Raw genomic sequence first — 15186 nt, 5'->3', positions numbered from 1 at the left:
TTTGAACACCTGCTGAATAAAGATAAATGGGATGAGTTAGTGAATTGAGGGGGAAACGATATGCATTCACAGTGGATCGAACAAGTACTGGGGAATATAGAGAAAGTCATTGTCGGCAAACGAGAAGTTGCGGAGTTAAGCATTACGGCATTGCTGGCGGGTGGCCATGTGCTGCTTGAGGATGTGCCAGGCGTTGGAAAAACCATGTTAGTGAGAGCGCTTGCAACATCGATTGGTGCACAATTTAAACGAATACAATTTACGCCCGATTTATTGCCGTCCGATGTTTCGGGGGTTTCGATTTATAATCCGCAAACGATGCAGTTCGAATTTCGACCTGGCCCACTGATTGGCAATATTGTGTTGGCGGATGAGATTAACCGGACATCACCGAAAACACAAGCAGCTTTATTGGAAGGCATGGAAGAGGCATCGATTACTGTAGATGGCACGACGATTCAACTTCCTAAACCATTTTTCGTAATGGCTACGCAAAATCCAATTGAATATGAAGGGACGTATCCGTTACCGGAAGCTCAACTGGACCGTTTTATTTTCAAATTGAAAATGGGCTATCCATCAAAGCAACAAGAAATGGATATTTTAAAGCGGGCAGAGCAGCAAACACCGATTGAGCAGATAGGACCTATTGTGACGATAGAAGAGTTATTGGAATTGCAGCAGAAAGTCCAAGAAGTCGTTGTAGACAATACGGTTGTTTCCTACATAGTAGATTGTGCTGAAGCGACGCGTCATCATGAATCTGTGTCGTTAGGCGTAAGTCCACGGGGGTCTCTCGCACTCATGAAAGCCTGTCAAGCATATGCATTTATTAAAGGTCGTTCATTTGTCTTACCGGATGATGTGCAGTTTCTAGCTCCCTACGCATTTTCACACCGCTTGATTTTAAAGCCGGAAGCTAAATATAAAGGAATGGACCCAAGTGAGCTCATCCGACAGGTTTTATCTCGTTTGGAAGTGCCAGTTCAGCGGCCAACTTCTGTATGAAGCAACTGATTAAGCGCTTAAAATCGATTGGTAGTATTGTCGGAGTCGTTGGGATTGGTGTAGCGTCCTATATTTTTGCGAAATTTCAAGGTGGATTCGTCAGTTGGTTTATCTTCTATATGCTGTTGCCATTTGTATTGTATTCTATCCTGCTTTATTTTTATCCGTTACGAGATTTCACTGTGAAACGGAAGATTTCAGCTGAACAATTGACACGCGGGGGACGGGTAATCGTTCGTTTGATTATTGAACGAAAGTTGCCGATGCCTTTGTTGTATACAGTAATTATAGATAAAAGAGAGCATGCCAACAAGGAACGGACAGTACAGCAAATCGTGTTGTGGGGCTTTCGAAGACGGTATGAATATTCATATACTCTGACGAATATTCAGCGTGGCGAATATCGGTTGAAAGCTGTGGAAATTGAAGTGGTGGACTTTTTTAATTGGATTCGAAAGCGACGCGTCTATGCGCTCCAAGATTCATTTCTGGTGTACCCGAAAATGACCGATGTGCTGTATGAATCAGCGAATTCACGAACAAGTGAAGGACAGAAGATGTCTGCCTACATGCTGGCAAAAGATGCGACTATACCGTCAAGCGTCCGAGAATATGCTGCAGGTGATCGGATGTCTTGGATTCATTGGAAATCATTTGCGCGTACGAATAAACTTATGACGAAAGAATTCGACGAACAGCACTCTGAACAGTATACAGTGTTACTGGACAGTTCTTCTTCGGAAACGTTTGAGGACACAGTGGAACTCGCAGCTTCCATCCTAACCGCAGCCAGAAATCATCAAGCTATGCTTACTTTGATGATTAGCGGCGATCGGCCTGCGGTATTTCCGGCGATTCAATCGGGCGATCAAATGCAGCAAGCACTCGTTCATTTGGCGAAGATCCAATCAGATGGGACGGGGAGCGTTTCTATGCCATTACAGAAAATGGATGCGAGTAGTAAGTTGCTGGTCATTACAGGGAATTTGCGAATGGAGTTTATCCATAGTGTTCTTCAGTTCTGCCCGAATCCTGCTTCCGTTGTGTGCTTTGTAACCCAGAACGATGAATCGGAAAATCTTCAAGTGATAATTGAGCAGGCCAGACGACTGGGAATTACGGTTCAGATTATCAGTAAAACGAATGTTTCATCTGCGCTGAAAGAGGCGGTGACATCTTGAAAAAAAACAATTTGAACTGGAAGGTACTCGTATTTTTATACGCGTTGAGCATTGTAATGCTTTGGGAATGGTTTATACCTATCATGGAGTTGACCGACTTCGGTTATCCTTCTCTTTTCTTTATTTATTTACTATTATTCTTTGTCTTAGCTTTATTCGACGTGCCTTGGTGGCTAAATGCTCCATTACAACTCCTTTATATACTGTGGACACTCCACTACATATATTTTGATCAACTGTTTTACTCTATGGAGTCGATCGGCCTTATTTTCATAGATCTTAAACAGAATTTGATGTTTTTATTCCAAGGCGATATAGGCGAGCTGTCGAATCTATTTCGCACTGTTTTACTATATACATTAATTTGGATGATTTCGTATTTAATACGACATTGGATAGAAGTGCGCAATAGCATGATGATGTTTTTTGCGATCACGGTTGTGTTTATCGCGCTGCTCGATACGTTCAGTTCATATGATGCATCCGCTTCCATCGTTCGGATTATGATGGTGGGACTGTTGATTGTTGGCTATTTAACACTCATTAAATTGACAGGAAAAGAACGAATTCCGATTCGTCCGAAACGATTGTTGCTGTTGTCATTACCGTTGTTACTACTCGTTGCTTCTGTTGGTTTGCTATCGAAGAATGCTCCTGTTCACCCGCCCGCTTGGCCTGATCCCGTGCCCTTTTTATTATCGATGAGTGATATGTCAGGGAATAAGGATGGCGAAGGTGTTTCAAAGGCCGGCTATGACCCGGACGATTCACAATTGGGCGGAGCTTTCGTCCAAGACCATCAGTTGGTATTTGAGGCGGATGTGCAAAAACGACAGTATTGGCGAATTGAGACCAAGGATACGTACACGTCTAAAGGTTGGGTACAAAATCAAGAGTCCGATTCTGAAATCTTGCATACAAATGAAGATTTATGGGAATCAGAAGATGCAGAGCCGTCCTACGCGAAATTACAATTCTCAGAGCATTTGCCGTTCTTGGTTTCGCCTTACGGTACGCAAAAGTTTTTCTATCCAGAGTCGCTTTCCATCATGCACGAAATAGATGCAAACCGTTTGTATATGCTGATGGGTGTCCAAGAAGAATTGGATAATTATGAAGTGGAGTACGTAACACCTAAGTATTCCATGTCTACTTTAAAGAAAACTGAAATGATCGCGTATGAAACCGCGCCGGAAAATTTGAATAGCTATATGCAACTTCCTGACGAATTGCCAAAACGTGTAAAAGATTTGGCTTTGTCTATTACGGAGAAGGAAACGAGTGTGTATGATAAAGCCAAAGCGGTGGAACAGTATTTTAAAAGGAATGGCTTTACTTATGAGACACAGAATGTAGCATATCCAAGTCCCAATCAGGATTATGTAGATCAATTTTTATTCGATACGAAAAAAGGGTACTGTGATAATTTTTCAACATCTATGGCTGTAATGTTGCGTTCGGCAGGGATTCCGACACGTTGGGTGAAAGGCTTTGCACCAGGTGAGCTTTCGTATAAAGCGTCGGGAAAAACTGTCTACCGCGTGACGAATGATGAGGCACATTCGTGGGTAGAGGCGTATATTCCAGATGTCGGATGGATGCCCTTTGAGCCGACAATAGGATTTACCCATCCGACTGAAATAAAATTTGACGTCGTAACTAAAGATGAAGAAGAGCAAATTAAGAAGAAACCAGAAAAAGAACAAGTAGAAAAAGAACAGCAACAGAAAAAGAAGAACACAACACCATCGATGTTCAGCAAGTTGAAAGGACAATTCATATGGTTCTTCACTCAATGGTGGTTGTATGCAGTACTTGTACTTTTATTAGTTGGCGGTATAGTATTGGCTTATCAAAAGCGAAGAAGCTGGCTGCCGAAATGGCGAGTGAAGCAACTTCGAAAGCGACCGGATGGCTGGCAGAAATTCGAACAGCAGTACATCCAACTAGTAAAACAATTATCACGCGCTGGCTTGCCGAAAGAGCCAGGAATGACACTCTCTCAATACGCCATACTAGTTGATGAACAATACGGTGGCGAACGTATGCGTATGCTGACAGATGCATATGAAAAGGCAATTTACGGAAATGATCGGACGTCGCAGGATTGGATTAAATTAAATGAAGTGTGGGAAGATTTAATCATTGGTTCAACTTGTTGATTTTTTTAAAAAACATGCGTAAAATATGTAGCGAATGAATGCTTGATATGACCTCATATATCTTGCTATAACGAACGTTGACTGCCATTGTATTACGTTATATGTATTCTTTGGCGGAAAAGGCGCGTGGAAAGTTACTTTCTTACGCGTCTTTTGTGATTGAGGCATGAATCGGCACTATTAAATTGGAAGAGGTGGATCAGTTGTCAAACGCTCCTTTGTTAGTCGAACAAGAAAAAATTGTGGTACTCGATTACGGCAGTCAGTATAATCAGCTTCTCACGCGTACGATCCGTGAATTCGGTGTGTATAGTGAGCTTCATGCACATACAACGACTGTTGATGAATTGAAGAAAATGAATCCGGTTGGTATTGTCCTTTCTGGTGGAACATCTTCCGTTGGGGATTCTGCTGCTTATGATATCAATCCAGAAATCTTCACATTAGGTATTCCTGTCTTAGGCGTCAATTATGGGACTCAGCTAATCGTGAATCATTTTGGCGGTACATTGGAAAAGCTGGCAGATCGCACTTACCGACAAGAGTCCATTACGGCAGATACCACATCTACATTGTTTGCTGGGCAAACAGAGAAGCAAAGCGTCTGGATGGGGCAAAGCGCTCATGTTGCGCAATTACCCGAAGGATTCACTGCGTCCGCAAAAGATTCTGCTGGTAATATTGCAGCGATTTCAAACGACGAGCAACAGGTCTATGGAGTTCAATTCCATCCTGAGGTTCACCACTCAGAACAAGGCAAAGAAGTGTTGCGTCATTTTGTATTTGATATTTGTAAAGCAAAAGGCGATTGGACAATGGAACGGTTCATTGAAATTGAAGTGGAAAAAATCCGCTCGACTGTTGGAGATCGTAAAGTGCTTTGCGCATTAAGCGGCGGAGTTGATTCATCAGTAGTAGCGGCTTTGATCGACCGTGCAATTGGGGATCAGCTAACTTGTATTTTCGTCGACCATGGACTACTCCGTAAAGGCGAAGTTGAAAGTGTTGTAAAGACATTTAGTGAACAATTCAGCATGCATTTCATTAAAGTGGATGCACGCAAACGATTCTTGGACAAACTTGAGGGCATTACGGACCCTGAGCAAAAGCGTAAAATTATCGGCAATGAATTCATTTATGTCTTCGATGAAGAATCCGCAAAATTGGACGGCATTAAGTTCCTGGCACAAGGAACAATTTATGCAGATATCATCGAAAGCGGTACAGCAACTTCCGCTACAATCAAATCACATCATAATGTCGGTGGATTACCGGAAGATATGGATTTTGAATTAATCGAACCTCTCCGTGCGCTATTTAAAGATGAAGTTCGCGCGGTTGGTGCAGAGCTTGGTTTGCCGGATGAAATCGTTCATCGCCAACCATTCCCGGGCCCTGGACTAGGAGTTCGTGTACTTGGAGAAATTACAGAGGACAAGCTTGAGATTGTTCGCGATGCAGACTGGATTTTGCGTGATGAAATTGCAAAAGCAGGACTCGACCGTTCAATCTGGCAATACTTCGCAGTCCTTCCGAATATTCGAAGTGTCGGCGTTCGTAACGAAAAGCGTTCTTACGACTATGCAGTTGGTATTCGCGCAGTTCATTCGGTTGATGGTATGACGGCCGACTGGGCACGTATACCTTGGGATGTATTGGAAAAAATCAGTACGCGTATTACAACAGAAGTTGACCAAGTGAATCGTGTTGTATATGATATTACGGCAAAACCACCTGGCACGATTGAGTGGGAGTAATCTTTGTCTTCACATGCAAATTTTTATAGGTAAGTTGAACTCCCTTCTATTTGATAACATCAAGTAGTGGGAGTTTTTATATAGATCGGCGCAGGGGCATTATAGGTGAGAGGTAATCATTAATTGAGGAGAAATTAAAAGTGTGAACAGTAAAACGAATATACAAAAACAGTTTTATAAAATTTATAAAGGACTCATCAGTATTTCAGAGTTTGAAGAATGGCTCTATAGAGCACAAGATATTGAAATTGTTTACGGCGAAGATTTTTACTTCGACTTACTAGATCTGGATTATAGAAAGAAACATATAAAAAATGATTTAGACAGGCTGCTTGAGCCGGAAATTCCTTTTGATGAATTTGAACAGAAGAGGATTATTGCGCTTTTGGAAAACATCATATATGAAAAAGAAGATATCGTAGAAAACTTAGAACAGTTATATGATGATTATTGCAGTGGATACTCATTTTTGCGGTATTTAGGGCTTAGTTATATCACGGGAATTGATGGAATTCCTAAGCTGAAGCATGAAGGTGAATGGGATGAAAACGAATTTAAGAGTAAAAGAGAAATATTGAGTAATGTGAAATCAAAGATCATAAAAGAAGCGGTGAGGTTATTGCATTTTTTCCAAAACGGTTTGATACAAATAGTTGAAGAAAATGAGTATCGCGATTATCGAAAAGAAGAAGAGAAAATAGAGCTCACCAGGATTGAAAAGATGTTTAATGAATAAACCGTTGTTTTGATGAAACGGGCAATCCGGCGCTTGATGGTTTTATAAAAATGGCGGCGATTGAGGAATAACAGGGAAGGCTGAAAATATCTCCTGACGTGTAAATAATTGGAGTGTTAAATGAACAAAAATTGTTTTGTATATTTAACAATATCGTGCTACTATTTATTATATTGTAATTAAAAAAATGCAGTCGCCGACTGTCTATAACTAAATGTGCAGCTGAAATAAAATCCGGCATTGCATTACAATTGAATACGATCGTATAACGCTAGGAATATGGCCTGGAAGTCTCTACCGAAACACCGTAAATGTTTCGACTACGATCCTGAATAGAAGAGTTTTTTCTATTGGATTGACTGGAGGTATACGAACTGATTTCGTATGCCTCTTTTTTTACATAATGAGCATAAGGAAGGTCACAATGAAAAAATATTTTGAGTTTGATAAGCTAGGTACCAATTATCGTCGGGAGATTATTGGGGGAGTCACTACATTTTTAGCAATGGCTTATATTTTGGCGGTCAACCCGATTATGTTGTCGCTGGATGTAATACCCGATCTACCTGATTCCATGCGAATGGATAAAGGGGCAGTGTTCGTAGCAACAGCACTTTCAGCTGCAGTCGGAACATTATTCATGGGGTTAATTGCCAAGTATCCAATTGGCTTAGCACCTGGTATGGGGTTAAATGCGTTTTTTGCTTTCACGGTTGTTTTAACTTATGGAATTCCATGGCAAACAGGTTTAACGGGTGTTCTGTTTTCTGGTTTGATTTTCATCGTTCTTTCATTAACAGGTCTGCGTGAATTGATTATCAACGCAATTCCTGCCCAACTGAAATTTGCAGTGGGTGCTGGGATTGGATTATTCATTACGTTCCTGGGATTGCAGAACGCCCAAATCATTGTAGCTGATGAGAATACTCTGGTTGGATTGGGTGATTTATCAGCTGGTCCCACATTACTGACGATTTTTGGATTGGTAGTAACTATCATTATGATGGTACGTAAAATCAAAGGTGCTATCTTCTATGGAATGATTATGACCACGGTCTTAGGTATGTTTGTCAGCTTGATAGAAGTACCTCACAAAGTGGTGGATAAAATACCTTCGGTGGCACCGACATTTGGTGCAGCGTTTGATGCCATCATTAATGAACCTTCTTCATTGATGACGACTCAGTTCCTGGTCATTGTCATTACGTTCTTGTTTGTTGATTTCTTCGACACAGCGGGAACATTAGTCGCTGTCGCTACGCAGGCGGGTTTAATGAAAAATGATCGTTTGCCGCGTGCGGGCAAAGCGTTGATCTCGGATTCATTAGCGACGGTAACAGGAGCTGTAATGGGAACATCTACTACGACGTCTTTTATTGAGTCTACAGCAGGTGTCGCAGCAGGTGCAAAAACGGGCTTTGCTTCTATTGTTACCGCGGTGTTATTTCTATTGGCTTTATTCTTCTCACCGTTGCTACTAGTTATTACGCCAGCAGTCACTGCACCAGCTTTAATCATTGTAGGCGTATTGATGGTATCCACGTTAGGGAACATCGAATGGTCTCGTTTTGAAATTGCCGTTCCTGCATTCTTTACGATCATCGCTATGCCTTTGACGTATAGTATCGCAACGGGTATCGCAATCGGTTTCGTGTTTTATCCGATCACTATGCTGGTTAGCGGCAGGAGAAAAGAGATACATCCAATAATGTATGGGTTATTCGTGATATTTATTTTGTATTTCATATACATTAAATAGAGAATACAAATGAAGAAACCGTTCCTTCAATTAACAGAGGAACGGTTTTTTTGATGTTTTATAGGATTGTTTGTAGAGATTTGCTTTATTTTAGTATGAGGTTTTCAGTGAGACTTAAAAATAAACATGTTTTTAAAAGAAAGTTGTCCAAAAGTGTTGACGTTTTTAAAAATCTTTGTTATAGTAGTGGAACAGTCAAGAAAGCGACTGCGATGAACCTTGAAAACTGAACAGCAAAACGTTAACGAATTATACGTTTGTGCATCGGCTCTGCCGGTGACATAAACACAATGAGTATCTTAAATGATGCCAGCAAGAAATCGAGCTAACTCGAATTTCTCTTTTATGGAGAGTTTGATCCTGGCTCAGGACGAACGCTGGCGGCGTGCCTAATACATGCAAGTCGAGCGAATCTTTGGGAGCTTGCTCCTAAAGATTAGCGGCGGACGGGTGAGTAACACGTGGGCAACCTACCTTACAGATGGGGATAACTCCGGGAAACCGGGGCTAATACCGAATAATCCATTTCTTCGCATGAAGAGATGTTGAAAGACGGTTTCGGCTGTCACTGTGAGATGGGCCCGCGGCGCATTAGTTAGTTGGTGGGGTAACGGCCTACCAAGACCACGATGCGTAGCCGACCTGAGAGGGTGATCGGCCACACTGGGACTGAGACACGGCCCAGACTCCTACGGGAGGCAGCAGTAGGGAATCTTCCACAATGGACGAAAGTCTGATGGAGCAACGCCGCGTGAGTGAAGAAGGTTTTCGGATCGTAAAGCTCTGTTGTAAGGGAAGAACACGTACAGGAGTAACTGCCTGTACCTTGACGGTACCTTACCAGAAAGCCACGGCTAACTACGTGCCAGCAGCCGCGGTAATACGTAGGTGGCAAGCGTTGTCCGGAATTATTGGGCGTAAAGCGCGCGCAGGCGGTCCTTTAAGTCTGATGTGAAAGCCCACGGCTCAACCGTGGAGGGTCATTGGAAACTGGAGGACTTGAGTACAGAAGAGGAAAGCGGAATTCCACGTGTAGCGGTGAAATGCGTAGAGATGTGGAGGAACACCAGTGGCGAAGGCGGCTTTCTGGTCTGTAACTGACGCTGAGGCGCGAAAGCGTGGGGAGCAAACAGGATTAGATACCCTGGTAGTCCACGCCGTAAACGATGAGTGCTAAGTGTTAGGGGGTTTCCGCCCCTTAGTGCTGCAGCTAACGCATTAAGCACTCCGCCTGGGGAGTACGGCCGCAAGGCTGAAACTCAAAGGAATTGACGGGGACCCGCACAAGCGGTGGAGCATGTGGTTTAATTCGAAGCAACGCGAAGAACCTTACCAGGTCTTGACATCCCGCTGCCCGGCATGGAGACATGCCTTTCCCTTCGGGGACAGCGGTGACAGGTGGTGCATGGTTGTCGTCAGCTCGTGTCGTGAGATGTTGGGTTAAGTCCCGCAACGAGCGCAACCCTTAATCTTAGTTGCCATCATTCAGTTGGGCACTCTAAGGTGACTGCCGGTGACAAACCGGAGGAAGGTGGGGATGACGTCAAATCATCATGCCCCTTATGACCTGGGCTACACACGTGCTACAATGGACGGTACAGAGGGCTGCAAACCCGCGAGGGGGAGCCAATCCCACAAAACCGTTCCCAGTTCGGATTGCAGGCTGCAACTCGCCTGCATGAAGCCGGAATCGCTAGTAATCGTGGATCAGCATGCCACGGTGAATACGTTCCCGGGTCTTGTACACACCGCCCGTCACACCACGAGAGTTTGTAACACCCGAAGTCGGTGGGGTAACCCTTACGGGAGCCAGCCGCCGAAGGTGGGACAGATGATTGGGGTGAAGTCGTAACAAGGTAGCCGTATCGGAAGGTGCGGCTGGATCACCTCCTTTCTAAGGATAGTATGCCATCTTGGCATTCGGAAGATGGATCTTCGATCCGTCACGTTAACGTTTTGCGTTCAGTTTTGAAGGCTCATTTTTTGAGTGTTCAAAGCTTTTTTTCTTTAGACTTGTTCATTGAAAACTGGATAAAACGACATTGAAAGTAATCAAGTAATCAACCGAATCGAACATTTTGTTTGATTCATGTAAACTTTTTAACCTTCGTTCTTTCTATCGCTAGAGAGACGTTGGACCTTTTATAGGTTAAGTTAGAAAGGGCGCACGGCGGATGCCTTGGCACTAGGAGCCGATGAAGGACGGCACTAACACCGATATGCTTCGGGGAGCTGTAAGTAAGCTTTGATCCGAAGATTTCCGAATGGGGAAACCCACTGTCCGTAATGGGACAGTACGTTCACGTGAATACATAGCGTGATCGTGGCACACCCGGAGAACTGAAACATCTAAGTACCCGGAGGAAGAGAAAGAAAATCGATTCCCTTAGTAGCGGCGAGCGAAACGGGAAGAGCCCAAACCAGGAAGCTTGCTTCCTGGGGTTGTAGGACACTCTATACGGAGTTACAAAGGAATGCATTAGACGAAGCGATCTGGAAAGATCCGCCGCAGTGGGTAACAGCCCCGTAGTCGAAAGTGCATTCCCTCCAGAGTGGATCCTGAGTACGGCGGAACACGTGAAATTCCGTCGGAATCCGGGAGGACCATCTCCCAAGGCTAAATACTCCCTAGTGACCGATAGTGAACCAGTACCGTGAGGGAAAGGTGAAAAGCACCCCGGAAGGGGAGTGAAATAGAACCTGAAACCGTGTGCCTACAAATTGTCAGAGCCCGTTAATGGGTGATGGCGTGCCTTTTGTAGAATGAACCGGCGAGTTACGATTCCATGCAAGGTTAAGCTGAGAAAGCGGAGCCGCAGCGAAAGCGAGTCTGAATAGGGCGCATGAGTATGGGGTCGTAGACCCGAAACCAGGTGATCTACCCATGTCCAGGGTGAAGGTCAGGTAACACTGACTGGAGGCCCGAACCCACGTATGTTGAAAAATGCGGGGATGAGGTGTGGGTAGCGGTGAAATTCCAATCGAACCTGGAGATAGCTGGTTCTCTCCGAAATAGCTTTAGGGCTAGCCTCAAACGAAAGAATCTCGGAGGTAGAGCACTGTTTGGACGAGGGGCCCATCCCGGGTTACCGAATTCAGACAAACTCCGAATGCCGATGATTTATGTTTGGGAGTCAGACGGTGGGTGATAAGATCCATCGTCGAGAGGGAAACAGCCCAGACCACCAGTTAAGGTCCCCAAGTATCCGTTAAGTGGAAAAGGATGTGGCGCTGCCCAGACAACCAGGATGTTGGCTTAGAAGCAGCCATCATTTAAAGAGTGCGTAATAGCTCACTGGTCGAGTGGCGCTGCGCCGAAAATGTACCGGGGCTAAACGGATCACCGAAACTGTGGATTGACGCAAGTCAATGGTAGGAGAGCGTTCCAAGGGCGTTGAAGCTAGACCGGAAGGACTGGTGGAGCGCTTGGAAGTGAGAATGCCGGTATGAGTAGCGAAAGAAGGGTGAGAATCCCTTCCACCGAATGCCTAAGGTTTCCTGAGGAAGGCTCGTCCGCTCAGGGTTAGTCAGGACCTAAGTCGAGGCCGATAGGCGTAGACGATGGACAACAGGTTGATATTCCTGTACCACCTCCCCGCCGTTTGAGTAATGGGGGGACGCAGTAGGATAGGGTGAGCACGCAGTTGGTTGCGTGTCTAAGCAGTGAGGTGGAGAACGAGGCAAATCCCGTTCTCATATAACACTAGGCTGTGATGGCAAGGAGAATTGTCTCCGGAGTCCCTGATTTCACACTGCCAAGAAAAGCCTCTAGCGAGGCGGGAGGTGCCTGTACCGCAAACCGACACAGGTAGGCGAGGAGAGAATCCTAAGGTGATCGAGAGAACTCTCGTTAAGGAACTCGGCAAAATGACCCCGTAACTTCGGGAGAAGGGGTGCTCTGGTAGGGTGAATAGCCCGAGAGAGCCGCAGTGAATAGGCCCAGGCGACTGTTTAGCAAAAACACAGGTCTCTGCAAAACCGTAAGGTGACGTATAGGGGCTGACGCCTGCCCGGTGCTGGAAGGTTAAGAGGAGGGGTTAGCGCAAGCGAAGCTCTGAATTGAAGCCCCAGTAAACGGCGGCCGTAACTATAACGGTCCTAAGGTAGCGAAATTCCTTGTCGGGTAAGTTCCGACCCGCACGAAAGGCGTAACGATCTGGGCACTGTCTCAACGAGAGACTCGGTGAAATTATAATATGCGTGAAGATGCGCATTACCCGCGACAGGACGGAAAGACCCCGTGGAGCTTTACTGTAGCCTGATATTGAATTCCGGTGCAGCCTGTACAGGATAGGTAGGAGCCTTGGATTCCGGAGCGCCAGCTTCGGAGGAGGCGTTGGTGGGATACTACCCTGGCTGTATTGGACTTCTAACCCATGCCCGTGATCCGGGCAGGAGACAGTGTCAGGTGGGCAGTTTGACTGGGGCGGTCGCCTCCTAAAGAGTAACGGAGGCGCCCAAAGGTTCCCTCAGAATGGTTGGACATCATTCGTAGAGTGCAAAGGCATAAGGGAGCTTGACTGCGAGACCTACAAGTCGAGCAGGGTCGAAAGACGGGCTTAGTGATCCGGTGGTTCCGCATGGAAGGGCCATCGCTCAACGGATAAAAGCTACCCCGGGGATAACAGGCTTATCTCCCCCAAGAGTCCACATCGACGGGGAGGTTTGGCACCTCGATGTCGGCTCGTCGCATCCTGGGGCTGTAGTCGGTCCCAAGGGTTGGGCTGTTCGCCCATTAAAGCGGCACGCGAGCTGGGTTCAGAACGTCGTGAGACAGTTCGGTCCCTATCCGTCGCGGGCGCAGGAAATTTGAGAAGAGCTGTCCTTAGTACGAGAGGACCGGGATGGACATACCGCTGGTGTACCAGTTGTCTTGCCAAAGGCATCGCTGGGTAGCTATGTATGGACGGGATAAATGCTGAAAGCATCTAAGCATGAAGCCCCCTTCAAGATGAGATTTCCCATTACGCAAGTAAGTAAGATCCCTCAAAGATGATGAGGTGGATAGGTCTGGGGTGGAAGCACGGCGACGTGTGCAGCTGACAGATACTAATCGATCGAGGACTTAACCTATTTTAAGAAGTACTACTTGAGGTACACAATGTCTTTTATTCAGTTTTGAGTGAACAAGCTTTACTCATCTGTCTAGTAACGATGGCGAAGAGGTCACACCCGTTCCCATACCGAACACGGAAGTTAAGCTCTTCAGCGCCGATGGTAGTCGGGGGCTTCCCCCTGTGAGAGTAGGACGTTGCTAGGCATGCGAAGCCATTCACTATGGTCATCATAGTGAATGGCTTTTTTGTATTTTCGTATAAGGATATGCAGAATGAAGGGAGCCTGTCTTGAATGAAGCTGTGGGTGAGCGCAGTGAGAGATTGATTTGTTTGCAAAGACGGAAAGTGTGGCGTGAAAGGCGAATGGCTCGTACTGTAGTGGATTATGATGATTCGATGAGTATATAGTGCGGGTCTCAGGGTCCTTGATACAATGCATGAGTTACTCATCCTATTGAATGTTCAGAGTGTCATGCAGATACGTAGATAGACGTGTAAAAGCTTAATCAGTATTAAAAGACTTTCCTTGAATTATTTAGTGAGGCGCGATACGATAAACCCTATTGTAGAAAGGAGAAGTTGCTATGGGAATGGTGTTAATAATCTTTGTAATCAATATTGTCTATGTTTCCTTTTTTACAGTCCGTATGATAATGACGTTAAAAGGCTACAGATATATTGCTGCAGTTGTCAGTATGATAGAAATTGTCATCTATGTCATCGGACTTGGTTTAGTACTTGACAATTTAGACCAAATTCAAAACCTAATAGCTTATGCTTTGGGGTATGGTTCAGGTGTAGTGATAGGATCTAAAATTGAAGAGAGATTGGCCTTAGGTTATATAACGGTCAATGTGATTACTTCAGATATTGATAAAGAAATGCCTGCAGTATTGCGACGAGCGGGATATGGGGTGACGGATTGGTCGGCTAACGGATTAAGCGGCGGCCGTTCAACTATGGAGATTTTGACACCGCGTAAATATGAATTGCAGCTCTACAAGACAATAACAGATCTTGATCCGAAGGCGTTTATCATTTCATATGAGCCAAAGAAAATACATGGCGGCTTCTGGGTGAAGAGTGTGAAAAGAGGAAAGCTATTTAAATGAGTACTAAAAAAATATGGTTTGATAAACAGGACGATGAAACATTGGAACAATGTGTGGAACGAATACAAGGTTTAGGTTATAGCGTAGTGGCTAGGAGGGAGAAGCCTCAATTTGAACAAGTGGGAGAGGAGTACATTCCAATTAAGCAGCAGACGCAGTTTCAAGGAGTTAAAAATAGCTAATACTATTCAAGTGAATGAGAAGCCGGTATGTTTTCATTCATTAAATGCTCAAAAGACGAATGATTGAAAAAGAGTTATTAAACAATGTTCGTCTTTTGGTTGACGAATTAAATATTAATTGTTACTATAATAAGAGTAAATGAGTTCCCCGTATATGCCGCAGAATTGGCTGCAGCGTTTCTACCAAGACACCGTAAATGTCTACACTATGTGGGAAAGCAATTTTTCTTGG

8 protein-coding genes, 3 rRNA genes and 2 riboswitches are annotated in these 15186 nt (G+C 44.7%); all 11 genes read left to right on the top strand.

All coding sequences use genetic code 11. The annotated features are described in order from the left end of the window. Positions 1-60: 60 nt before the first annotated feature. The 11 genes from MKY93_RS16710 to MKY93_RS16660 all read left to right on the top strand — a co-directional run bounded on the left by MKY93_RS16710 (position 61) and on the right by MKY93_RS16660 (position 14954). Positions 61-1008, top strand: coding sequence for an AAA family ATPase (locus MKY93_RS16710; RefSeq protein WP_009498647.1), 948 nt, complete (start codon positions 61-63; stop codon positions 1006-1008). Next, positions 1005-2189: a DUF58 domain-containing protein gene (locus MKY93_RS16705; protein WP_340760346.1), complete on the top strand. Its 1185-nt coding sequence runs from the start codon at positions 1005-1007 to the stop codon at positions 2187-2189. The genes MKY93_RS16710 and MKY93_RS16705 overlap by 4 nt, the downstream gene beginning before the upstream one ends. Beyond that, positions 2186-4351: a DUF4129 domain-containing transglutaminase family protein gene (locus tag MKY93_RS16700; protein ID WP_340760344.1), complete on the top strand. Its 2166-nt coding sequence runs from the start codon at positions 2186-2188 to the stop codon at positions 4349-4351. The genes MKY93_RS16705 and MKY93_RS16700 overlap by 4 nt, the downstream gene beginning before the upstream one ends. A gap of 203 nt (positions 4352-4554) precedes the next feature. Beyond that, the gene (gene guaA, locus MKY93_RS16695) at positions 4555-6108 is read left to right on the top strand and encodes a glutamine-hydrolyzing GMP synthase (protein WP_040759842.1); all 1554 of its coding nucleotides are present in this window, start codon (positions 4555-4557) and stop codon (positions 6106-6108) included. Positions 6109-6250: 142 nt separating this feature from the next. Continuing rightward, positions 6251-6844 carry a hypothetical protein gene (locus MKY93_RS16690; RefSeq protein WP_009498642.1) on the top strand — a complete coding sequence of 198 codons (594 nt, stop codon included), beginning with the start codon at positions 6251-6253 and terminating at the stop codon, positions 6842-6844. Between the two features lie 241 nt (positions 6845-7085). After that, positions 7086-7187: riboswitch (purine riboswitch) on the top strand. A gap of 81 nt (positions 7188-7268) precedes the next feature. Beyond that, on the top strand, positions 7269-8603 hold the full coding sequence (locus MKY93_RS16685) for an NCS2 family permease (protein WP_040759841.1): 1335 nt from the start codon (positions 7269-7271) through the stop codon (positions 8601-8603). A gap of 342 nt (positions 8604-8945) precedes the next feature. After that, positions 8946-10497 (top strand): 16S ribosomal RNA (locus MKY93_RS16680). Positions 10498-10750: 253 nt separating this feature from the next. Then, positions 10751-13676 (top strand): 23S ribosomal RNA (locus tag MKY93_RS16675). Between the two features lie 71 nt (positions 13677-13747). Continuing rightward, positions 13748-13863, top strand: a 5S ribosomal RNA gene (rrf, locus tag MKY93_RS16670). The 16S, 23S and 5S rRNA genes sit together here, the layout of an rRNA operon. Before the next feature lie 381 nt (positions 13864-14244). Continuing rightward, the gene (locus MKY93_RS16665; protein WP_009498639.1) at positions 14245-14772 is read left to right on the top strand and encodes a DUF2179 domain-containing protein; all 528 of its coding nucleotides are present in this window, start codon (positions 14245-14247) and stop codon (positions 14770-14772) included. Continuing rightward, positions 14769-14954 carry an NETI motif-containing protein gene (locus tag MKY93_RS16660; protein ID WP_340760339.1) on the top strand — a complete coding sequence of 62 codons (186 nt, stop codon included), beginning with the start codon at positions 14769-14771 and terminating at the stop codon, positions 14952-14954. Before MKY93_RS16665 ends, MKY93_RS16660 begins: the two co-directional genes overlap by 4 nt. Positions 14955-15082: 128 nt before the next feature. Continuing rightward, positions 15083-15183: riboswitch (purine riboswitch) on the top strand. Positions 15184-15186: the final 3 nt, after the last annotated feature.

It is taken from the genome of Sporosarcina sp. FSL W7-1283, assembly GCF_038003105.1.
GTDB classification, from domain to species: domain Bacteria; phylum Bacillota; class Bacilli; order Bacillales_A; family Planococcaceae; genus Sporosarcina; species Sporosarcina newyorkensis.
This window is presented reverse-complemented; position numbering and strand designations above follow the sequence as displayed.

Coding starts and splice junctions, on each gene's coding strand:
- MKY93_RS16660 (WP_340760339.1), top strand. CDS start 14,769: ATGAGTACTAAAAAAATATGGTTTGATAAACAGGACGATGAAACATTG.
- MKY93_RS16665 (WP_009498639.1), top strand. CDS start 14,245: ATGGGAATGGTGTTAATAATCTTTGTAATCAATATTGTCTATGTTTCC.
- MKY93_RS16705 (WP_340760346.1), top strand. CDS start 1,005: ATGAAGCAACTGATTAAGCGCTTAAAATCGATTGGTAGTATTGTCGGA.
- MKY93_RS16710 (WP_009498647.1), top strand. CDS start 61: ATGCATTCACAGTGGATCGAACAAGTACTGGGGAATATAGAGAAAGTC.
- MKY93_RS16685 (WP_040759841.1), top strand. CDS start 7,269: ATGAAAAAATATTTTGAGTTTGATAAGCTAGGTACCAATTATCGTCGG.